This window comes from Paenibacillus sp. IHB B 3084 (genome assembly GCF_001447315.1).
In the GTDB taxonomy this organism is placed as follows: Bacteria; Bacillota; Bacilli; order Paenibacillales; family Paenibacillaceae; genus Paenibacillus.
This window is the reverse complement of record NZ_CP013203.1, coordinates 1,087,061-1,109,055: the sequence shown is the minus strand read 5'-3', so window position 1 is coordinate 1,109,055 and position 21,995 is coordinate 1,087,061. Positions and strand designations below refer to the sequence as shown.

The 21,995-nt window shown below is 48.2% G+C and carries 21 protein-coding genes, 1 tRNA gene, 2 pseudogenes and 1 riboswitch; of the genes and pseudogenes, 20 read left to right on the top strand and 4 right to left on the bottom strand.

Annotation, left to right across the window (positions count from 1 at the left end; genetic code table 11):
* Positions 1-26 precede the first annotated feature (26 nt).
* From ASL14_RS05190 to ASL14_RS05180, 3 genes are all read left to right on the top strand, one after another.
* The gene (locus ASL14_RS05190; protein ID WP_134910709.1) at positions 27-482 is read left to right on the top strand and encodes a MarR family winged helix-turn-helix transcriptional regulator; all 456 of its coding nucleotides are present in this window, start codon (positions 27-29) and stop codon (positions 480-482) included.
* A 185-nt stretch (positions 483-667) separates the two neighbouring features.
* Positions 668-1,042 (top strand): helix-turn-helix domain-containing protein, encoded by a 375-nt coding sequence (locus ASL14_RS05185; protein WP_134910708.1) that lies wholly within the window; start codon positions 668-670, stop codon positions 1,040-1,042.
* Positions 1,043-1,149: 107 nt separating this feature from the next.
* On the top strand, positions 1,150-1,533 hold the full coding sequence (locus ASL14_RS05180; RefSeq protein WP_134910707.1) for a helix-turn-helix domain-containing protein: 384 nt from the start codon (positions 1,150-1,152) through the stop codon (positions 1,531-1,533).
* 127 nt (positions 1,534-1,660) lie between these two features.
* Here the strand turns inward: ASL14_RS05180 and ASL14_RS05175 are convergent, their stop codons facing one another.
* Complete coding sequence (locus ASL14_RS05175) at positions 1,661-1,882, bottom strand: XRE family transcriptional regulator (RefSeq protein ID WP_134910706.1); 222 nt, start codon at positions 1,880-1,882, stop codon at positions 1,661-1,663.
* A 197-nt stretch (positions 1,883-2,079) separates the two neighbouring features.
* Between ASL14_RS05175 and ASL14_RS29050 the strand changes: the two genes are divergently transcribed.
* On the top strand, positions 2,080-2,205 hold the full coding sequence (locus ASL14_RS29050) for a hypothetical protein (protein WP_257721141.1): 126 nt from the start codon (positions 2,080-2,082) through the stop codon (positions 2,203-2,205).
* 38 nt (positions 2,206-2,243) lie between these two features.
* Here the strand turns inward: ASL14_RS29050 and ASL14_RS05170 are convergent, their stop codons facing one another.
* A complete protein-coding gene (locus ASL14_RS05170) occupies positions 2,244-2,924 on the bottom strand; it encodes an urease accessory protein UreF (RefSeq protein ID WP_335338623.1) in 681 nt (226 codons plus the stop codon).
* Between the two features lie 264 nt (positions 2,925-3,188).
* Between ASL14_RS05170 and ASL14_RS05165 the strand changes: the two genes are divergently transcribed.
* Positions 3,189-3,271: transfer RNA gene (locus ASL14_RS05165), tRNA-Leu, on the top strand.
* A 148-nt stretch (positions 3,272-3,419) separates the two neighbouring features.
* Here ASL14_RS05165 and ASL14_RS05160 read toward each other — a convergent pair.
* Positions 3,420-3,896 carry a glutathione peroxidase gene (locus ASL14_RS05160; protein ID WP_134910704.1) on the bottom strand — a complete coding sequence of 159 codons (477 nt, stop codon included), beginning with the start codon at positions 3,894-3,896 and terminating at the stop codon, positions 3,420-3,422.
* 464 nt (positions 3,897-4,360) lie between these two features.
* A riboswitch (cyclic di-AMP (ydaO/yuaA leader) is annotated at positions 4,361-4,536 on the top strand.
* Between the two features lie 114 nt (positions 4,537-4,650).
* Here ASL14_RS05160 and ASL14_RS05155 point away from each other — a divergent pair.
* The 5 genes from ASL14_RS05155 to kdpC all read left to right on the top strand — a co-directional run bounded on the left by ASL14_RS05155 (position 4,651) and on the right by kdpC (position 10,033).
* A complete protein-coding gene (locus ASL14_RS05155; RefSeq protein WP_134910703.1) occupies positions 4,651-5,046 on the top strand; it encodes a hypothetical protein in 396 nt (131 codons plus the stop codon).
* Positions 5,047-5,258: 212 nt separating this feature from the next.
* Positions 5,259-5,336 carry a K(+)-transporting ATPase subunit F gene (gene kdpF / locus ASL14_RS29480; RefSeq protein WP_082067099.1) on the top strand — a complete coding sequence of 26 codons (78 nt, stop codon included), beginning with the start codon at positions 5,259-5,261 and terminating at the stop codon, positions 5,334-5,336.
* Between the two features lie 150 nt (positions 5,337-5,486).
* Positions 5,487-7,163 (top strand): potassium-transporting ATPase subunit KdpA, encoded by a 1,677-nt coding sequence (kdpA, locus tag ASL14_RS05145; protein ID WP_134914401.1) that lies wholly within the window; start codon positions 5,487-5,489, stop codon positions 7,161-7,163.
* 52 nt (positions 7,164-7,215) lie between these two features.
* On the top strand, positions 7,216-9,246 hold the full coding sequence (gene kdpB, locus ASL14_RS05140) for a potassium-transporting ATPase subunit KdpB (protein ID WP_134910702.1): 2,031 nt from the start codon (positions 7,216-7,218) through the stop codon (positions 9,244-9,246).
* A 58-nt stretch (positions 9,247-9,304) separates the two neighbouring features.
* Entirely contained in the window at positions 9,305-10,033 is a 729-nt protein-coding gene (gene kdpC, locus ASL14_RS05135; RefSeq protein ID WP_134910701.1) for a potassium-transporting ATPase subunit KdpC, read from the top strand.
* A gap of 96 nt (positions 10,034-10,129) precedes the next feature.
* Here the strand turns inward: kdpC and ASL14_RS05130 are convergent, their stop codons facing one another.
* Positions 10,130-11,452 (bottom strand): Nramp family divalent metal transporter, encoded by a 1,323-nt coding sequence (locus tag ASL14_RS05130; protein ID WP_134910700.1) that lies wholly within the window; start codon positions 11,450-11,452, stop codon positions 10,130-10,132.
* A gap of 285 nt (positions 11,453-11,737) precedes the next feature.
* Here ASL14_RS05130 and ASL14_RS05125 point away from each other — a divergent pair, with 285 nt between their 5' ends.
* The 10 genes and pseudogenes from ASL14_RS05125 to ASL14_RS05070 all read left to right on the top strand — a co-directional run bounded on the left by ASL14_RS05125 (position 11,738) and on the right by ASL14_RS05070 (position 21,992).
* Positions 11,738-12,157, top strand: coding sequence for an organic hydroperoxide resistance protein (locus ASL14_RS05125; RefSeq protein ID WP_134910699.1), 420 nt, complete (start codon positions 11,738-11,740; stop codon positions 12,155-12,157).
* A gap of 124 nt (positions 12,158-12,281) precedes the next feature.
* The gene (locus ASL14_RS05120; protein ID WP_134910698.1) at positions 12,282-12,608 is read left to right on the top strand and encodes a hypothetical protein; all 327 of its coding nucleotides are present in this window, start codon (positions 12,282-12,284) and stop codon (positions 12,606-12,608) included.
* A 124-nt stretch (positions 12,609-12,732) separates the two neighbouring features.
* Positions 12,733-13,143 carry a thiol-disulfide oxidoreductase DCC family protein gene (locus ASL14_RS05115; protein WP_134910697.1) on the top strand — a complete coding sequence of 137 codons (411 nt, stop codon included), beginning with the start codon at positions 12,733-12,735 and terminating at the stop codon, positions 13,141-13,143.
* 1,049 nt (positions 13,144-14,192) lie between these two features.
* Positions 14,193-15,163: pseudogene (locus ASL14_RS05105) on the top strand (metal ABC transporter solute-binding protein, Zn/Mn family).
* A 16-nt stretch (positions 15,164-15,179) separates the two neighbouring features.
* Positions 15,180-15,944, top strand: coding sequence for a metal ABC transporter ATP-binding protein (locus ASL14_RS05100; RefSeq protein WP_134910696.1), 765 nt, complete (start codon positions 15,180-15,182; stop codon positions 15,942-15,944).
* A gap of 5 nt (positions 15,945-15,949) precedes the next feature.
* The gene (locus ASL14_RS05095) at positions 15,950-16,879 is read left to right on the top strand and encodes a metal ABC transporter permease (protein WP_134910695.1); all 930 of its coding nucleotides are present in this window, start codon (positions 15,950-15,952) and stop codon (positions 16,877-16,879) included.
* Positions 16,876-17,762 (top strand): annotated as a pseudogene (locus ASL14_RS05090) (metal ABC transporter permease). Before ASL14_RS05095 ends, ASL14_RS05090 begins: the two are co-directional and overlap by 4 nt.
* 38 nt (positions 17,763-17,800) lie before the next feature.
* Entirely contained in the window at positions 17,801-17,992 is a 192-nt protein-coding gene (locus ASL14_RS05085; RefSeq protein ID WP_134910694.1) for a hypothetical protein, read from the top strand.
* Positions 17,979-20,306 carry a histidine kinase gene (locus ASL14_RS05080; protein WP_134910693.1) on the top strand — a complete coding sequence of 776 codons (2,328 nt, stop codon included), beginning with the start codon at positions 17,979-17,981 and terminating at the stop codon, positions 20,304-20,306. The genes ASL14_RS05085 and ASL14_RS05080 overlap by 14 nt, the downstream gene beginning before the upstream one ends.
* Before the next feature lie 528 nt (positions 20,307-20,834).
* Complete coding sequence (locus ASL14_RS05070) at positions 20,835-21,992, top strand: P-loop NTPase family protein (RefSeq protein ID WP_134910692.1); 1,158 nt, start codon at positions 20,835-20,837, stop codon at positions 21,990-21,992.
* The last annotated feature ends 3 nt before the right edge of the window (positions 21,993-21,995 follow it).

The window sequence follows — 21,995 nt, the reverse complement described above, 5'->3', positions numbered from 1 at the left end:
AAACTGATGAAGTGACGGTGAAAAATATGGACACTCAACTGTTGGGAGATATATCAGAAAATATTTTGGGTTTGTTTCCGATTGTGAAGAAGAAATTTTTTACCTTCGGCACGCTTGATATTCCTTTACATTTGTCGCCTAATAACTTTCAGGTATTAATGCTTCTGCGGGAGGTGCGCTTGTCTACGGTATCTGATCTATCCAAACAGCTTAATGTCTCGCGTCCGAACATGACACCTCTTTTGGACAAGCTGGTGGAGCATGGGTTGGCCGATCGCCAGTCGTGTGACTCGGATCGCAGAGTCGTGAATGTGGCGATTACACAAGAGGGCGATGCTTTTTGTGAGCAGGTATTCAATACCTTTTCCGGTAAAATTCAAGAAAGACTGGTGCTTCTGTCGGAAGAGGATTTATTGCACCTGAGTGAAACTTTGAACGAATTAAAGCAGATTTTCCTTAAAATCGACAACGTTGCTCCGTAATTGATGTAGGCGAACTGACGGAAGGCCGCCGTTTTCTTCGGAAAACAGGCGGTTTTTGTTGCATATTGTGGTATAATGAAAACCAACATACATAATTCGGCAATTTTAACATACGTGATCTTTGAAATGAAAACAGGAAACATGATATCGTTATTTGAGAGCCTGCTAGGGAGGAAGGAACTTCTATGCAATCTATTTACCAACGAATTGAGGAGCTTATCAAGGAGCGGGGAATGACAAAAAAGGCATTCTGCGAGCAGTTGGGTATCAGTACAGGAAATTTTGGTGATTGGAAGAGAGGCAAGACGACACCGGGCACGAATAAGCTCATTGAAATCGCTTCGTTTTTTGATGCCAGTCTGGACTGGATCATGTTGGGGCGGAATGTTCAGAGTGAGGTGCTGAAGGAATCGACAGACCCTTATTTTTTTGATGCAGATAGGCAACTGAATTGCCAGGGGGAACAGCTTAGCGAAACAGAAAAGGAATTTATACTTGAGTATATTGAATTTACTCGCTTCCGTAAAGAGAAAAAACAGGAAGATTCAACGGCAGAATAAACGGGTGCAGAATATTAAAGTGATGATTACCGAATAAGTATGGTTGCAATGAAGGTTGAAATTTTGGGAATAGTTCAAGAAAAGTTAGGGTGTCGGAGGGGATAATTTTGGGAGACCAAACGATTTATCAGCGGATTGAATCCTTGATTAAGGATCGGGGAATGACAAAGAAGGCGTTTTGTGAAAAGCTCAAAATCAGCTCGGGGAATCTTGGAGACTGGAGAAGAGGCAAAACAACACCGGGAACGATGCATTTAATCCAGATTTCGGACTTTTTTAATGTATCGCTGGATTGGTTAATGAAAGGCGTCAAGCCGGGTGAAGGCGTACTTCAGGAGCAGAAGGCTGCTTATTTTTTTGGAGTGATGGGGCCATTGAATTGCCAGGCAGAGGATCTGGATACAGAAGAACAGGATTTCATATTAGAATATGTGGAATTTGCGAAATATCGTAAGCAAAAAGGTGAGAATGACAAAACACAGCCTGAATGATCTTCTCGCTAAAGATCACTCAGGTTGAAAACCCGTAAAACGGACCGACGGGTTCGATTGACGAGTTTATTTGGGTTGCCGATGTTATAGCATGCCGCATGCTTGGGGGACGCTCACATCGTTGGTTTCAGAGTGGTGATGCCTCCTTATAATCGTTATCGTCGATGTTGAGGATTGCAGCAACTTGTTTTCTGTACCTTTGTGCTTTGCGGGTGCCGTGAATCAGATTGGACAAGCGTGAAGGCGGGATGTTATGCGTTTCACAAAATGTTTTCTGATCCAGTCGAAGTTCGACAAGCCTTTGTTTGATGGCCCACCCTAAGGAGGTGACAGGCATTTTGTTGTTCAAGTGAAATCGCCCCTTACGGATTCTTGCGGAATAATTGGTGTGTTATAATAATCATCAGTAAACATGTTAGAATTAACCATCTAAAACTATGATACACGTTTATACGTGTTTTTACAATCTAAAATACGTAATTGAGATAAATTTATTACTTATTTAAGTGATAAATGGTTTGAATAATCCATCCGGAGCCTGTAAATGTGAGAAATGTCAGTTGTAATCTGGATAAAAAAAGCACTCTGCCACTGAAAAAAGTGGTGGAAGTGCTTTTGGTGTTGTGCTGGAAGGGTGAAAACAGGCATCAGGGGGATGCTGGAGGCGTATAATGGGGACAGACGAAGGAATTAGTCGAATCTTACCCGCGCTAGTGGTTGCTGCTCATATAGGGTGGCTGCGTAATGTAGGAGTTGGACCAGTGTCTTTGCAGAAGGCGACGCTGAAATGCGGTTGGCTCAGTCTCAGGGGTGTTGAATTGTTTCCATGCGTCTAGAAGCTCGTTGGTCATTCGTTGAATAACAGGATTTTTTTCCTCATAAGGAGGATGGAGTAGTTTGGAAGCATCTTCGACACAGAAGGACACTGCCGCGGCAAGGTAGCCGTGAATGGTTTGCTCTACATCATTTCCAAGAGAAACGTTAATCCAGGTATGAACGGTTGCGAGTGTGCCAATCGCATTGTATTGGTTAAGTATAGCTTCGAGCTGGTCGAATTCAAGCCAAGGGTACAAAGCCTTAGCGAGCTTGAGCAGGCGTTGGCCGGATAGGCGTGACTCTTTCATGTGCTGTAGGGAAGAACGCTGGGTGTGCAGCATTTTATCAATAAGAGCGATACGCCAACCATCATTTTGCTGAACAGCGATATAAAGGCTTTTGATAGCCATGCCATCGAGGGATGTGAATTGAGGATGCAGATCGGTGCGTGCATAGTGTTCCAGGTCTTGCAGACAGGTTAAACGACCATTTCGAAACAGCTCCTTTAGCCCGTAGGAACGAGTGAAGCCACCGACAGGCAGGGAAGGGTCCAACAGCAATGCGTAGTTCAGCAAACGATTGCCTTTTTGCAAAGCGGTTCGCCTCCTTAGAGTATAGTTTTTTATGTTATATTAAGTGACTTTAAAAATCAGATTAAGAAAAATTTTAGTGATATTATGTAATATATATTTACACTCAAGATGCTTGTATGTCAAATTAAATATTTTATAGCTTTTATATGTTATATTATATGACTTTAAAAATAATTATTGTATTTATGTTTACAAATAGAATACAAGGGAGTATAATAAATCTGTTGCCTCAAAACATTAGAATTTGCGGTCGTGGTGGAATGGCAGACACGCTATCTTGAGGGGGTAGTGGGCGTACGCCCGTGGAGGTTCGAGTCCTCTCGACCGCATTACATGCAAGACACAGTTAAAAAAGCATCCTGACACGTTTTTGACGTGAAGGGATGCTTTTTTGTTATATCCCTTTTTTCCTAGCCACAGGAGCAGCCGCCTGGTTCGGCTGCTTGTGAACAGTGATGAAGTGGCTTGTAAGCTTTGCTACAAGAGCTTCTCGATATCCCCCGCCAGTTTATCCGGAGTTGTCTGTGGGGCGTAGCGCTTAAATACGTTACCTTCGCGTGTAATTAAAAATTTAGTAAAATTCCATTTGATCGCTTTGGAGCCTAGTACGCCCGGAGCTGTCCGGGTGAGGTAGCGGAATAAAGGGTGTGCCTGATCGCCATTGACATCTGTTTTGGCAAACATCGGGAACGTAACTCCATAGTTAATCTGGCAAAACTCCGAAATGTCCTCGCTGGAACCCGGCTCTTGCTTGGCAAACTGGTTGCTGGGGAACCCCAGGATTTCAAGCCCCTGCTCATGGTACTGGTCATATAGCTCTTGTAGCGCCTTGTATTGAGGGGTTAGCCCGCATTTGCTGGCTGTATTCACGATAAGCAGAACTTTTCCTTCGTATGTGGACAACGGAATCACTTTCCCTTGCAGGGTTTGTGCATCATATTCATAAACGGTCATGGTATCTCTCCTAATTTACTATTTTACAATTAAATTGTAAGCAATTTAACGAGGGGTTGCAAGTCTATAATAGATGTATTGCACTGTCTGAAACTGTAAAATCGTATTTTGTTCAAAACGGCAAATGGCACTGCAAATGGGGCGAATTGCGGTGTTTCTCATCGTAAAAACAGGCTCAATCGGCGTTTATCAGGTGCATACAGCAGTTTTTCTTTCTCTTTTACAAAAAAGGGACAAAAAAGCTCTCCATACGCCAATATTGACATGCCCGTCATTTTCGAAAAGGGATGAAAAACCGAGCTTGAAGGAGCTGGGAGAAGTATATTACAGTTGTAAGCGCTGTTATTCATCTTCTTTGCTCCAAAGACCGATTTATAACCCTGCAGGTGAGCTTTACAGTGTTCCTTGCGCGGGTGTATGATTCAAGACGTAATTTCAAATTAAGTGAATGAAGCAGCAACGAATTGTCTATAGCGCTGAATTTTGCAGTTGCAAAAGCGGGGGAACCAAACGAGATCTATGCGGCTTTTAGAGGGCCGTGTGTCTCATGGGGTGAATTTTCCGGCCAAGTGCCAGAAATAGGGCGACTCTCACGTCCGAATCCGACAGCTAACCTCGTAAGCGTACAGGGAGAGGCAACAAACCGCCGTGTGCAACCATGGTTTATTTTATCATGGTTACGTAAGAAGCCGGAGGAAGCCTTTTTCCTTCGGCTTCTTTTTGTTGTCTTTTTATACCGGGAGAGGAGCTACTGATGGAAGGTCGGCTAATCATTGTCACTGCACCGAATGAATCGGGCAGAAATTTTGTGAAATTGCTTATGTACAAAAAACTGGCGTTTGCGGTTCTGACGAATAGCGCTCAGGAGGAACGACAGCTCAAAAAAATGGGTGTGGAGCATATTGTGCGCATCAATACGATGCAAGCAGGAAAATGGAATTTTCCCAAAAAAGAAATTGGCTGCGTGTATTTGTTTGAGAACAGCTTGAATCTGACGTGCCGTTTTCTGCAAATATGCCGGCCGCTGACATCAGATTCGGTCTATGTCATTACACAAGGCTGTAATCCTCAAGGGATTTATCGAGGTTTGGGAGCAGACCATGTGATCTACACTTTGAATGGAGAGGTGGGTTTCCTGTTGAACGGATAGTCGCTTACGGTATGGATAATATAAATTAATATTTTCGAATTCATTGTATGGTGATTTTACGAGGATGTAAGAATGACGATCTGAGGACCGATACGGGAGGGTATGAACATGATGGATATATACATGCTGCTCGTGATGGCTGTGAGTTATGGAGTGATACTGCTGTTTGTACGCTGGTGTGATGCGCAGACCTCCAAAGGAGGGCGAAAAGGATGATGGTTGTGCTTACGCTTACGGCGATTGTGTTTGTGTATTTAATCTACGCACTCCTGAATCCTGAAAAGTTCTAATCAGGTGAACAGGATCAAGCGGGCGGGGGACAGCAGATCGTGGATGAGACATCAGAGGCAGCGGGTTTTCGCAAACGTGTGCACTCGCCTGGTGCTATGAACCCGTCTGTTGTTCCAAACGCAGGAGCATTTTGAAGGAGGGAATAGATGATGGAGCTGCTGCAAATTGGAATTGTGATTGTGATATTGCTGCTTTTGGTGAAACCAGTGGGCACCTATATATATCATGTATTCTCAAATGAACCGAATCGGACAGATCGGGTGTTTGGCGGAACGGAGAAGCTGATTTATAAGGTTATAGGATTGAAAAAGCTGGAGAGCATGCGTTGGACCACGTACGTTATGAGCTTCATTGCTACGAATGTCGTGCTTGTGGCGATCAGCTATGTGCTGCTGCGCTTGCAGGGACTGCTTCCCGTTAATCCGGCTGGAAATGGCAATATGGAAGCGTCACTTGCTTTTAATACAGTGATCAGCTTTATGACCAATACGAATCTCCAGCATTATAGCGGAGAAAGCGGACTTACGTATTTGACGCAGATGGCGTTCGTTACGATGATGATGTTCACTTCGGCTGCTTCCGGTTTTTCGGTTGCTGCGGCTTTTATGAGAGGATTGACGCGGCGCGGTGAAGGGATGGGCAACTTTTTTCAGGATTTTATCAAAGCGATTATACGGATTTTTCTTCCATTGGCCTTTGTACTTACGCTGGTGCTGGTCGGACTGAAGGTACCGCAGACGCTTCAGTCTACGGCGGATATTACAACGCTGAGCGGAACACAGCAGCAGATTGCTTTGGGACCCGTTGCTTCGATGGAATCGATCAAGCATTTGGGCACGAACGGGGGCGGTTTCTATGGGGCCAACTCGGCGCATCCTTTTGAAAATCCAAATCCCTGGACGAATGTGCTGGAAATTTTGGCGATGTGGGTGATGCCGGCTTCGCTGCCGTATACCTTTGGACTGTTCGCCCGTAATCGCAAGCAGGGCTGGATTATTTTTAGCTCCATGATGGTATTGTTCCTCGTCTTCCTATCCATTACGTATGTGTCAGAGAAAACGGGCAATCCGTTGATTCATGCACTGGGTGTGGATGCTTCTCAGGGAAGCATGGAAGGGAAAGAGGTTCGCTTCGGCATTGGACAATCGGTGTTGTTCACGGCTGTAACGACGGCGGCAACCACTGGCTCGGTGAATAATATGCACGATACGCTGACCCCGCTGGGCGGTATGGCTGCTTTGGGTGAAATGATGCTGAACGTCATTTTCGGCGGTAAGGGCGTCGGGCTGATGAATATGCTGATGTACGCGATTCTGGGTGTGTTTATATGTGGATTGATGGTCGGCAGGACCCCGGAATTTATGGGCAGGAAAATTGAAGGTAAGGAAATGAAGCTGATCGCGATTGCCATTTTGGTACATCCGTTTCTCATTTTGGTGCCGACTGCGCTCGCTTTTATGAGTCATTGGGGGTACGATGCGGTTACAAACCCCGGATATCACGGATTGACTCAGGTGCTATATGAATATGCTTCATCTGCGGCTAATAACGGTTCGGGATTTGAAGGTCTTACGGATAACAACGTATTTTGGAACACGACAACAGGGATTGTTATGTTCTTCGGACGATATGTATCTATAGTTGCACTGTTAGCTGTAGCGGCTTCATTGAATGCCAAAGCACCGACTCCCGTGACGACGGGCACACTTCGCACGGACAACAAGCTGTTTGGGGCGATTTTAATCGGGGTTGTGCTGTTGATCGGCGCGTTGACCTTTTTGCCCGTAATCGTATTGGGGCCTGTGGCTGAATTTCTGACCATGTGAAGAAGATGAACAGGAAGAAGAAAATGAGAATGGATGAACGGGGTGCTTGATCATGAAGGAACAACGCAAACGCATGCTGGACAAAAGCATCTTGAAGCATGCGATCAAGGATAGCTTTATGAAATTAAATCCGATGATCATGATGAAAAATCCTGTCATGTTCGTCGTGGAGATCGGCACATTGGTCGTGCTGCTCATGCTGCTGTTTCCCGGTTATTTTGGAACTGGCAACGAAATGGGCTTTAATCTGGCTGTTTTTATCATCCTGTTGTTCACGTTGCTTTTTGCTAACTTTGCCGAAGCGCTCGCAGAGGGGCGGGGTAAGGCGCAGGCTGCCTCTTTGAAAAAATCCAAGCAGGACACACAAGCCAACAAGCTTGTCGGGGATGAGATTCAGGTGGTCAGCTCGACCGAGCTGCGCAAAGGTGACATTGTGATGGTGTCCCAGGGCGAGATGATTCCGAGTGATGGTGAGGTGATTGAAGGTCTTGCCTCAGTGGATGAATCGGCGATTACGGGAGAATCGGCTCCAGTGATCAAGGAATCAGGTGGTGATTTTTGCTCGGTAACCGGCGGGACGCGCGTGGTCAGTGACCGAATTAAGGTGCGGATTACGACAGAGCCGGGTGAGACGTTCATTGATAAAATGATTTCGCTCGTGGAAGGCGCACAGCGGCAAAAGACGCCGAACGAAATTGCGCTGAATACCCTGTTGATCAGCTTGACGATTATTTTTCTGATCGTGGTGGTGACGCTGGCACCGATTGCCCGTCATTTTAACATTGACCTGCCTGTTCCCGTGCTGATCTCGTTGCTGGTCTGCCTGATTCCTACAACGATTGGAGGACTGTTGTCAGCCATCGGGATTGCCGGTATGGACCGGGTCACCCAGTTTAACGTGCTGGCCATGTCAGGCAAGGCAGTAGAAGCATGCGGGGACATCAACACGATGATTTTGGACAAAACAGGGACAATCACCTTCGGTAACCGGATGGCGAGCCAATTCGTGCCTGTAGGCGGCGTAGAGGAGACAGAGTTAGTGAAGTGGGCTGCGATGAGTTCGATGAAGGATGAGACGCCTGAGGGGCGCTCAGTTCTGGAGTTGATGCGTAAGCAGGAGCACACGCTGGATGAATCCTTGGCAGCAGGCGGGACCTTTATCGAGTTCAAGGCGGAAACCCGGATGAGCGGTCTGGATCTGGCTGATGGACAAAAGGTACGTAAGGGCGCGGTGGACTCTGTCCGGCAGTGGGTACTATCGCAAAACGGCAGCGTTCCAGCCGATCTGGAGGAAAAAGCGAATCAGGTGGCCTCTGAAGGAGGTACGCCGCTGGCTGTCGCGCTGGATGATCGGATATATGGCATTATTTATTTGAAGGACACGGTGAAGCCGGGCATGAAGGAGCGGTTTGATCAGCTCCGGGAAATGGGCATCCGCACGATCATGTGTACCGGGGATAATCCGCTGACAGCCGCGACAATTGCACGGGAAGCGGGTGTGGATGATTTTGTGGCTGAAAGCAAGCCGGAGGACAAAATCGCAGTCATCCGCCGTGAGCAGGAGCTGGGCAAGCTTGTTGCCATGACCGGAGACGGTACGAATGATGCTCCTGCGCTGGCGCAGGCTGACGTCGGGCTGGCCATGAACAGTGGTACGGTCGCAGCCAAGGAAGCCGCCAATATGGTAGACCTGGATTCCGATCCGTCCAAAATTATTGAGGTGGTCGCTATTGGCAAGCAGTTGCTTATGACACGCGGTGCTTTGACAACATTCAGCATCGCGAACGATGTTGCCAAATATTTTGCCATTATTCCGGCGATGTTCATGCTGGCGATTCCGCAAATGAGCGCATTAAACGTGATGGGGCTTGGCTCTCCGCTGTCTGCTATTTTGTCGGCGCTGATCTTCAATGCTGTTATTATTCCGCTTCTGATCCCGCTGGCCATGAAGGGCGTGAAGTATAAGCCCATGAGTTCGGATCGTCTGCTGGGACGGAATTTGCTGATTTACGGTTTGGGTGGTATGGTGGTGCCGTTTGTCGGCATTAAAGCCATTGATTTGCTGGTGCATTTGTGGATTTAACGCAACCTGTGAAGGTGTGCATTTCGGATACTGAATGGAAGCAGAAAGGGTGAGCAACATGAGTGGCTTTTATCGGATGATGTCCGGACGCAGATTTGCTGCACACGAAAAGGCCGGGTCTGCCGGGCAGGGTAATAACAAGCGTCCAGAGACGGATGCTGTGCCGAATGGACAGCCGGAGAGAGAAGAGATGCGGGGAGGCACCATTATAGGAGTGGCCTTGCGTACCTCGGTGCTGATGATCCTCCTGTGTGGCCTCGCTTACCCGCTGGTTAGCACGGGCGTGGCACAGGTATTGTTTCCGCAGCAGGCGAATGGCAGTATGCTTCGTAATGCAGAGGGTCAGGTAGTCGGCTCCGAGCTGATCGGGCAGTCCTTTGCCAATCCGGCGTTTTTTCAGGGGCGGGTATCAAGCATTGATTATAATGGGGCTGGTTCAGGCTCCAGTAACTACGCACCGTCCAATCTGGCCTTGATACAGAGGGTTAAGGATTCGATAGCAGGTTGGCAGAAAAATAATCCGGATGTACCGATCAGTCAGGTTCCGGTGGACCTGATTACGAACTCCGGCTCCGGCCTGGACCCGCATATCTCGCCACAGGCGGCACGGGTTCAAATTCCGCGTATTAGCGGCTTGACGGGTATTGCGCAGGATAAACTGAAAGCACTGGTGCAGGAGCAGACCGAAGGCCGCAGTGCCGGGGTGTTCGGTGAACCACGTGTGAACGTGCTCAAGCTGAACCTCGCGCTTGAAGCGCAAACGCAGGCACAGCCTGACAAGCGGTAAGTTGGACGATGGATTAGGGTAATTAAAAAAAGGTATCCCGGGTTGCAATAAGCCAAGGGGATACCTTTTTCTTGATTTTAAAGTGTTGTTTGCCTCTCAATGACCTGAAATCATTTGTACGATGAGCACCACATTCAAGATAATGATGACAGCGGTCACGATCCAGGCTAATACTTTTTGCCATGTTTTGTTCGCAAACTCACCCATACGCTTTTTGTCGCTGGTGAAGATCAGCAACGGGATGATGGCAAAGGGAAGCTGGATGGACAGAATGACCTGACTTAGCACGAGCAATTCTTCGGCCCCTTTTTCCCCCGCGATTGCTGTGACGATCACCGCTGGAATGATAGCGATGAGTCTGGTTACCAGACGGCGCAGCCAAGGCGCGAGACGAAGGCTGAGAAAGCCCTCCATGACGATTTGCCCGGCTAAGGTACCGGTTACGGTTGAATTCTGACCGGAAGCGAGCAGCGCCACCCCGAACAGGATACTGGCGAGCGTGGTTCCGAGTAATGGCGACAGCAGATAGAAAGCATCGCTGATTTCCGCCACATCGGTTTTTCCTGCGGTATGGAACACGGCTGCGGCGACGATCAGAATCGCGGCATTGATAAACAGGGCGAACATGAGCGCTATACTCGAATCCCATGTTGCGAATTTGATAGCCTCTCGTTTGCCTGCTGACGTCTGCTCGAATTTACGAGTTTGTACGATGGACGAATGCAGGTACAGGTTGTGAGGCATCACGGTAGCGCCCATAATACCGATGGCGATATACAACATGCTTGGGTTGGTCAAAATTTGTGAGTCCGGTACAAAGCCACCCATCACGCTGCTCCATTCCGGCTTAGCCAAAATGAGATTGATGCCAAAGCAGCCGGCAATCGTCACCATCAGTACAATGACCAGCGTTTCCAAAGCACGAAAACCTTTATTTTGCAGTAATAAAATAAGCATGACATCAAATGCGGTAATCAGGACACCGTACAATAGTGGTATACCGAACAGCAGCTTGAGTGCAATGGCTGAACCGATGACCTCGGCCAGATCCATGGCTGCAATGGCGATTTCGCATAAAAGCCACAAGCCGATCGCCACTGGGCGACTATAGGCTTCGCGGCACATCTGAGCCAGATCTTTGCCTGTGGCAATGCCGAGTTTGCCGGATAAGGCTTGTAGCAGGATGGCCATCAGATTGGAGATCAGAATGACACTGAGCAGTGTATAGCCAAATTGCGATCCGCCTGCAATGTCTGTAGCCCAGTTGCCGGGGTCCATATAGCCGACAGCGACCATATAGCCGGGTCCGGCAAAGGCGAGGAATTTTCGAAACCACGTGCCGTCCTTCGGGACGTTCAAGGAGCGATTCACTTCCGATAGTGAAGCGATTTCCGCCAGGTTCCCTTTTGTATTTCTCATACGCTTCACCTTCTTTATCCATGTTGGAATATATTATTAGTGACATAACTATTGCTTTATCCCTATTGTACACCCACAATAGTTTTTGTCCAGTGCAACTTTTGTGCGGTTAAGCAAGTTAATCTTATTTTAGCCCACGACAGGTTGTCGGTCATATTATAAATCCGCGCTCTCCAGTGATTCATTTTGTGTGGTTTGTTTAAAGTACATACGAGAAGGAAATCATCATTAACATGGCGATGATCCCAGCGAATGTAAACCATGTAAAGAAGGAGAGATGAAATCATGGAAGCATTATACACAGCATCAGCAACGGTACATGGCGGAAGAGACGGTTCTGTCGCTTCATCGGACGGAGTTTTGAAGCATAAGCTCAGTACACCGAAGGAATTGGGTGGTGCAGGTGGAGAGGCCACGAATCCCGAGCAATTGTTTGCGGCAGGCTATGGCGCCTGTTATGAGAGTGCATTGGCTAATGTAGCCCGCAAAGCCAAGGTAAAAGTGGATAATGTTGAGGTCACCAGCCACGTGTCCATCGGTAAGGACCCGAGCGATGGCGGCTTCCAATTGGCGGTGCGTCTAGACGTGAAAATACCGGGTATTGAACGTTCTCAGGCCGAAGATTTGGCACGTCAAGCGCATGATTTTTGTCCGTATTCCAAGGCGACTCGTGGCAACATTGACGTCGAGCTGAACGTCATTTGATCGCGAAGCACATAATCTCTACGTTCCTGCCGCCGATTCATCGGCGGCTTTTGCATATAGACCTTGATTCGCGGAGATCCGAGACTATTTGACATCATCGCCAAAATTCATTAAGATGGCTTAGGTGATTCTGGTCATCAGGTACGAAACAAATTTGAAAAATACGGGTGATATGATGTCTTACAGACCGAATATTGTTAATTTCACGCTGGCTGGCAGCAACGAAAAAGAAGGGCTTTATGAGTTTAAAATGAGTTTGGCCGATGGAACGGAGTGCCGCGTTTTTTCTCAACGTAATCCGGAGTGGACCTTGACGAATATCAGTCGATTGCTAACGACGCCTTGCCCGGTATGCCATAAGGATTTTATCTGCAAGTGTATGGATATGTTCCATGATGAGTTTTTAGAGCAAATTAATTCGAAACAGCTGTTTGAGAAAGCATTGAGCTAGTTCTCAAAACAGGTAAAAGCCTATACATTGTTAAACAAGCGTCGGATGATTTCGGCGTTTTTTTGTTTATACTCATACTGTTGATTGTATTCTGTTGTTTATTTCCCGGAGGTGAAATGCATGTATGAAGCAGTCTGATCATTCGATTGTGTTGGTGGATGGGGTATGCCATTTTTGTCAAGGAGCGGCCCGCTTCATTATTAAGCGTGATCCGAAGGGGACGTTTCATTTTGCTTCCCTGCAATCCGAGCAGGGACAGAAGCTTCTGCGTGCAGGAGGATTGTCAACGGATCAGTTGGATACATTCGTACTGATCGAAGACGGTATGTATTACACAAGGTCAACCGCGGCTTTGCGGATTGCCAGACATCTGCGTTTTCCATATCCGCTGGCCTATGTCTTTATCCTCGTTCCCCGCTTTATACGCAATGCAGTCTATAACTGGGTGGCACGTAACCGATACCGCTGGTTTGGCAAGGATGAAGAGGATCAATGTCAGATCCCCCCACCAGAAATTAGGCAACGATTTTTTTAACTGTTCAGGATTCAGGTTTCGGAGGAGCAGCTTTCTTTTAGAGTCCTTTTTGGAGCGATGACGACGAATCAGCCATATCACAACTGCCGCAATCAGGATCAGGCCCGCAACGGCTACATATATGATATGACGCAGATTGGGTACGTTGACGGATAACTTTAGCTCATTAGATTCTAATGGGGCAATATTCCAACGCAGCGTTTTTCCGTCTGTCGATACACTGTCGGCATTGCTGGCTGCGGGCTGGATCGGTAAGGATATGCTAAAATTTAGATCAAGCTGCCGCTCCACTATTTTGCGTGCGATCACATTCATTTGCTCTAATTTGTCACCGAGTCCCCGAGCTTCCTCAGGAAGCATCCGTGGCAGATCGAGCTTCATTGTAAGATCATAGTTAGTTGTGAAAAAATGTGGGGTCACAGCGCGTTTAAATTCTAATCCCTCAGGTAGATTTAGACCCTGATTGGGATTTTTTTCGCTTGCACTCCAATCTCCTTGATAGTGCCCCTTGATTTGATAACCCTTTCTTCCCTGCTCAGATAGTGGCTGAACATTTAGATTGTTGCTTTGAATCCGCTTGGCCAAGCGGTCCAGCAGTCCTGGATTATCCAGCATCACTAGCGTCTGATTGTTTACACTGAACGAAACATCCATATCCACACTTTGATCCAGATGAACATCTACATGGACGTCCCCCCGTGCACAGGAAGTGAGAGGGATCAGACAGCACAGCAGCACAAAAATGAGCAGCATTTTCCGTGTTCGATGTTGTTGATGCTTGTCCCGGTAAGGGCCGTATCCTGTTTGCTCCATGATCTTCCCCTTCTTTATATATGTTCTTTCGTTTAACGATTGGATATCTTCTATATATTACACATTCGGAGAGCTAAAATCGAACGGACTGACAGGATAAATAGATTTTTATATTTAAAATGTTTCCTTAGGGAAACATTTTAGTGTATACTCTAAAATATAGTATTAGGAAAAAATAATTGACATCATGAAATAGTTTGTCCCAAATACATATAAATAGAGGAGGATGTTGAAACATGAATAAACGGTTTAAGACGACTGTACCGCGATGGGCTTTGATGGCAGGAACATTGTTCCTGGTTTTAGTTGTAGCAAGTGCATGCACTAATAGTAAGAAGGTGGAGCAGGGAGCTACCGGAGAGGCGGGGCAAAAAATAAAGGCCACAGCTACCATTGGCATGATTTCTGATATTGTCGGCAAGGTAGGCGGTAATCATGTGGAGGTTACAGGCATTATGAAGTCAGGTGTTGACCCACATTTGTACAAGGCTTCTCAGGGAGATATGCGCAAACTGGATCAGGCGGATATTATTTTTATAACGGACTGCATCTGGAAGGAAAAATGCAGGATATTTTGGAGAAGATCGGCAAGCAAAAACCTGTCGTACCTGTGTCCAAAAATATTGCTCAGGATCAGTTGCGCTCAGGTAGCCCGGAAATGGGGTCGGAGCATGATCCGCATATCTGGTTTAACGTACAAAACTGGATGTCTGCAGTAGAAACCGTCAGAGATGAATTGTCGACGCTGGATGCTGCTCATGCGGAGGATTATAAGACGAATGCAGAAGCTTATCTCGCTGAACTGCAGAAGCTGGATGATTACACGAGGGAGCAGATTGCCAGCATACCAGAAGCCCAGCGCGTGCTTGTCACGGCCCATGATGCTTTTGGCTATTTCGGAGATGCCTACGGCATTCAAGTGAGAGGCCTCCAAGGAATGAGCACAGAATCCGAAGCGGGCTCTCAGGATGTGACCAAGCTGCGTGATTATTTGGTTGAACATAAAATCAAGGCTATATTCGTAGAATCCAGCGTTCCAAGAAAGGCCATAGATGCGGTCATCCAGGGAGCAGCGCAGCAGGGCCATACAATCAAGGTTGGCGGCGAGCTGTATTCGGATGCGATGGGTGAGGAAGGCACGGAAGACGGTACGTATATTGGAATGGTCAAGCATAACGTTAATACGATTGTTAAAGCTCTTAAATAAAGGAGGAGGAAACAACATGGAGCATTCACCACTTGTGGTTCGTGATTTATCTGTAGCTTATCAAAAAAAGCCCGTTCTGCTTGACGTTTCCTTCGAGGTGCCGGAAGGCAAGCTGATTGGTATTATCGGTCCGAACGGAGCTGGGAAGTCTACGCTGATCAAGGCTGCGCTTGGACTAATCCCGAAGCTCAGAGGCGAGGTGTTGGTTTACGGCAAGCCTTATAAACAGCAGTTGCTCAAGGTTGGTTATGTGCCGCAACGTGAGTCGGTAGATTGGGATTTTCCGACGAACGCGCTGGATGTGGTCATGATGGGACGATACGGCAGACTCGGCTGGTTCAAGCGGCCGGGAGCCGCTGATCGTCAGGCTGCGCTGGAAAGTCTGGACAAGGTAGGCATGAGCGACTATGCGGACAGGCAGATCAGTCAGTTATCCGGCGGGCAGCAGCAGCGTGTTTTTCTAGCCAGAGCACTTGCGCAGGACGCTCAGCTTTATTTTATGGATGAACCGTTTGTAGGTGTGGACGCTGCAACAGAAAAAGCCATTATTTCATTGCTCACAGATTTGAAGCGGCAGGGGAAAACGGTACTTGTCGTTCATCATGATTTGTCTACGGTCACAGATTATTTTGACCAAGTCATGCTGCTAAACGGGCATCTGATGGCGTTCGGAGAGACGGCAGACATTTTCACCGAGGAAAATCTGCAACGTACGTATGGCGGACGTCTGGGCATACTCAAAACAGGTCCGGATTCCGGCACGATACTCGGAGTGAGGTGAGCGGTATGACAAGCTTGGCTACGCTTTTGGCCGATCCGAATATGCAGTGGATTCTACTGGGCTGCATCTTGCTCGGTTTAAGCAGCGGCGTGATTGGCAGCTTTATGTATTTGCGCAAGCAGTCGCTCATGGGGGATGCTTTGGCACATGCGGCTTTGCCGGGGGTATGTGTAGCGTTTATGATTACGGGCACAAAATCCGTATTTGGATTTATGATCGGGGCCGCCATTGCAGGTATTGTTGCAACCTTTGCCATCAGTACGCTGACCCGGTACTCACGAATCAAAAGCGATTCGGCGATTGCAGCCGTGCTGTCTGTATTTTTCGGCTTTGGCATTATGCTCTTGACGGAAATTCAGCACAGCGGAGCGGGGAATCAGAGCGGGCTAGATAAATTTCTGTTTGGTCAGGCGGCAGCAATGGTATTGTCTGATGTCTACACGATGGCGGCAATTTCGGTGGTGCTAATCGGGATCTGTATATTGTTCTTCAAGGAATTTAAGCTGCTTAGTTTTGATCCCGGCTTTGCCCGTGGACTTGGTTTTCCGGCAGGCTTGCTGGATAAGCTGTTGATGCTGCTGATTGTTATTGCGGTGGTTGCCGGTATTCAAGCGGTGGGTGTCATTATGATGGCGGCCTTGTTGATTACACCTGCGGTATCGGCAAGATACTGGACCGAGAAGCTGGGGGTCATGGTGTGTCTATCGGGTTTGTTTGGTGCTATAGCGGGCTTCGGTGGAACGGTCATTAGTTCTTTGGGGCAAAATCTGCCCACAGGGCCGTTGTGTGTGTTGTGTGCGACTGCCGTGTTCGGTGTGAGTCTGGTTTTTGCGCCTCAGCGTGGATTGATTTCCAAGGCGATCGTTCAGTTGAACGCCAAAAAGAATCTGGAGCAGGCAGCCGCAACCCAGCCACGAAAGGAGCGTGCCCTGTGAGTACATTTTACGTGATTTTGACTGGAATGTTAGTGGCAGGGGATGCAGCATTGTCGGCTGTTTTCTCGTGCTTCGGAAAATGGCCATGATTGGTGATGCGATCAGCCATGCCGTGTTGCCGGGGATTGTCATTGCTTTTTTGATCAGCGGTTCCAGAGATTCGGTGTGGATGATGTTCGGTGCGGCGGTGTTGGGACTCCTGACGGTGTATCTGATTCAGTTGTTCCAGCAAAGCGGTCTGCAAAGTGACGCCGCCATTGGTGTGGTGTTTACGACATTGTTTGCCATAGGTGTTCTGCTGGTTAGCGTGTTTGCTTCCAATGTCCATCTGGATATGGATCACGTGCTATATGGTGAGATTGCATATGTGCCATGGAATACGCTGGAGATAGCCGGCGTAGATGTCGGTCCGAGAGCGGTGTGGATTACGGGTGCGATGTTTTTAATTAATTTGCTCGTGGTAGGAGTATTTTTCAAACAATTTAAAATCACTTCCTTCGATCCTGCGCTGGCGGCTTCGGTAGGTATTCCGGTTGTTTTTTTTCACTATCTGCTGATGAGTCTCGTTTCGCTTACGACAGTGGCATCGTTTGAGAGCGTGGGTGCGATTCTGGTGGTCGGAATGCTCGTGGTACCGCCTCTTACGGCTTATCTGCTGACGGAGAAGCTATCCCGTATGATTGTGTACAGCGTCGGGTTTGGGGCGATCAGTTCGGTAGCAGGCTTTTACACAGCAAGTGTACTGGATGCTTCTATTGCCGCATGTATGCTGTGTGTATCGGGTTTGCTGTTGCTGCTGGCCTTTCTCTTTTCCCCGTCCCATGGGGTGGTGTGGCAAAAGTTGTTTCAGCAACGAGGACTGGTTCGTGAAGACAGCAAGTAATTCGCAGAAAGCGATCATCTATGAGTGCCTAAAATAGCGTGCAGACAGGTAGAAAATGCCTGAATGCGCGTTTTTTTGCGCGTATGCTGCCCTGTGTGGCTTATTTGGGGCAGGCTGGAGCGGATCGTCTTGAATTGTTGTGGACACGGGAGTACATTCATTACAGCGATACAAGAACGGACGGAACGATCTGTCACGTTGCAGGGAGGCACGAAGATGGAGAGCTTTAAACGTAAATCACCAGAGGAAATATTGGATTCCATTAATAAACTGCATCGAGGCAGACTCAAAATATACATTGGAGCGGTCAGTGGATCGGGCAAAACGTATCATATGCTTCAGGAAGGACAATCGCTTCAGCATGAAGGTATCGACGTTGTGATTTGTGCAGTGTCGACCATGCAGCGGCGCGAGACGGTGGAGCAGGTGGGCACGCTGGAGCGGATACCCAGTATCCATTGGGTTCAGGATGGGGTAGAGCAGAAGGATTTAAATCTGAAAGCACTGGAGGAACGCAATCCCGAGGTGGTGCTGGTGGATCATTTGGCACATCGCAACCGGGAAGGCGCCCCATTTCCAACGCGGCTGGAGGATATTCAATATCTGCTGGATCTGGGTATCAGTGTCATTACGACGGTCAATGTCTATGAGCTGGAAGGAATTACGGAGTGGGTTTATCAGCTAACAGGAATAGAAGCGGAATATACAGTTCCTATCGATACGCTGGAGCTGGCGGATGAAATTCGTCTGATTGATGTTACACCGGAAACGATTTTGGAACGGCTGGCGAAAGGATACATGCATGCGCCCAATCCTGAGATGTTTCACCGGGGGAATCTGGGTAAGCTGCGTGAGCTGGCTCTGCGATTGGTGGCAGAGGATGTGAACGATTCGCTGGAACGGCACCGGGAGGAGTTGGGTTTGCACGGGGCGTCAGGAGCCACAGAGCGTATTTTGGTGCCTGTCCAGTATCACTGGAACGGGTCCATTTATGTACGCAGGGGGGAGCAGGTCGCCAAGCGGCTGGGCGGAGATATGCTGGTGGCCTCCTTTGTCGATCCGAAGCGCAAGCTGTCCAAGGAATCGGCGGCCTTCAAGCGCTCGATTGAGCAACTGGTTGAAAAGGTAGGATCGGAATTTGAAGAAATCCCGCTCATTTCCCGCAGAAGATTGCCTCGGCAGCTTATCCATTATGCGGTGGCGCGTAATGTTACCCGGATCGTTATGGGACATTCCCGGCAGACCCGGTGGCAGGAGCTGATCAGGGGCTCGCTGGTGAACGGAATTTTTAAGCGGATGAAAAATATGGACCTGCTGCTTATTGCCGACCGCGCAGAGCAGGAGGGTGAACGTATTTTGCCGACGATGAGGCAGGAAGAAGGAGACAATGATCCGTATCATCGTCTGAGCGATGAGGAAGCGCAGGCTGAGGCTGCTAAAATTCGGCGCGGCAAGCTCAAGGTATATATTGGTGCTGCTCCCGGTGTCGGCAAGACGTACACGATGCTCAGAGAGGGAAATGATCTGCTGACAAGCGGGATTGATGTTGTTATCGGACTACTGGAAACGCATGGAAGGGTAGAAACGTTGGCACAAGTGGGCTCTCTGGATACCGTTCCTCGTCAGACTATCGAGCGGCATGGCGTATATTTGGAGGAAATGAACACCGAAGCGATTCTCAGGCGCAATCCCGAGGTGGTCCTTATTGACGAACTGGCGCATACCAATGTTCCCGGCAGTTCAAGATCCAAGCGTTATGAGGATGTACTGACGATTTTGGATCAAGGGATTTCTGTCATTTCCACAATGAATGTACAGCACCTGGAGAGCCTGAATGACGCGGTTGAGCAGATTACCGGGATTCGGGTGAGGGAGACCGTTCCCGACCGTATGATGCGGCTGGCCGATGAGGTACAGCTCATTGATGTGGCTCCCAAATCGTTGCAGCAGCGTATGCGTGATGGCAAAATATACGATCCTGCCAAGGTGGAGCAAGCGCTTAGCCATTTTTTTAAATTAGGCAATCTGATTGCCTTGCGGGAGCTTGCTTTGCGGGAATTGGCAGATGATGTAGATGAACGGCTGGAATCCTGGGATCGACACGAATCGCTGAGAGGGCCGTGGCGTAGAGAGGAAGTAATCTTCGTAGGGGTGACGCTTAGTAACAATGCTGAAAGGCTGATTCGACGCGGCTTTCGTATTGCTTTTCGTCTGAAGGCGGTATGGATCGTGACCTATGTTCATGTCGGTATAAGCATACCGGAGAAGCTAAACTCCCGGCTGGAGCAGTTGAAAATGCTAACCCACCGTCTGGGAGGAACCTTCGAAATCCGGCTTGTTTCCAGTCGGAGAGAGATTGCTGACATATTGATTACTCCGGTGGAAGGGTATACAGGTACGCAGTTAATTGTGGGGCAGTCCTCCAGAAGCAGTCGTTGGGGAAAGGATGCGGTCGTCCCGCAAATTCTCCGTCAAGCGCGTCATATGGATGTTTTGATCGTGGCGGACTATGACCCGGACATCAAGTTGGAGGAAGGGGATTGAATCGCCCAATCCTTTTATAAATAGTCAGATGCTGGGTTCCGGTTGTTCAGTGCTTCCATAGTATATTCTATCTCAAAGAAATGGAGGCGAATTTGAAATGTTTAAACATCGTTCGCATCATTGTCATTTTCCTAAGCCAAGAAAACGCGTTACTAAGAAGATTATTAAGGTGACTGTCATTAAGTTTGAGCCTAAATTTAAACATGATCACCGGAAACATGAAGATTTCGGTAAAAAATGTCATTGTCGGAAACATCGCCATCATCGCCATCATGACTGTCATCGTCGTCACCACAAATTCTACTAAGATTAAGGCAATGGGAGGCGGGCTTGAATGCCCGCCTTTTGTTTACATAAGGATTTGGAGAAATTCTAACATAAAAAATACTTGCTCTAAAATAGGTGCTATGCTATTCTACCAATAAATAGATTGCACGTGACGGAAGCACCGTTCACCAACCGTATGTATGTACGGTTTGATGAACGGTGCTTTTTTGCGTTGTTGTGATTGGAAAGGGGATGAGCATCATGATTCCGGTAAAGGTGATTCTGGCTGTAGAGAGCCGGGATTATATCGAGCCGCTGCTGAATTATGTGCACGGAAGCGAGTACGCCAGGAGGCTGAGAGTAACGGCATTTTCGCAGCCAGAGGCATTTCGCCAATACATGATGGAAACGGCTGGGATGAAAAAGCCGGATGTGGTGGTGGGTGAAGCGGCTTTTTTGAGTCTGTGGACAGATCGGGAGGCTTCTGATATTCCTTGTCTGGTGCTGCACGAGGGAGAGCAGGTGAGAGAATACGGACAACCTTTATTAAAATATCAGCCCTTGTCTGAGCTGGTGGGTTTTATTTTGGAAACGGCGAGACAGCGAACAAGTGGGCAGCAGAGCGTGAACAGCCGGGAAAGCGGAATGATTATTGGCATGGTTGCGGCTTCCGGTGGGTTGGGTAAGACAACGGCTGCGCTCAATATATCCAAGCAGCTGGGAAATGAGGGGTATTCGGTTTTTTATTTGAATTTGGAAACGGTGGATTCAAGTTCGTTGTTCACGGGTTCCGGCAGTTCTAGCGGAGCAGAAGGAGAGGGGCTGTCCAGACTGCTTTATGATCTCAAGGCAGCGGGGCATGAGGGAGATCCCTTATCTGTCGCTTCGTATTGTGTGCGCCGTTCCGAAATTCAGGCCGACACCTTTCAGCCTGTCGATAACCGCAAGGAACTGATGGACATGACCTGTGATGAGGCGGTAGAGCTGATTCGGACGATTGCCGAAAGCGGACAGTATGATGTTGTAATCGTAGATGGCGAATCCGAAAATGGTGACCGGGCTCAAGCTGTACTCGAAGCCAGCCATAAGCTGATCTGGCTGCTGGCGGACGATTTAATGAGCATGCACAAGTGCGGGCTATGGCTGGATGTTCTGGAGGCCACACAGCCGGAAGGACTTGAAGCCATGCTGACCAAAACCCGCTTTGTGGTGAACCGTTATATGGGGAGTATGGTCAACTCGTTACCTCGGGACTTTATGGAGCTGAGCGGAGCGCTGCCCTACATTCCTTCATGGAAGCAGATGCAGCATCGTGAGCTGCTGCTTAGTTCGCCGATTTATCAGCGGGAAATTCACCAGCTGTGCCGCGAGCTGCTGAATGTGGAGACTGTAACACAGCCACCCGCCGCTTGGTCTTAAAGG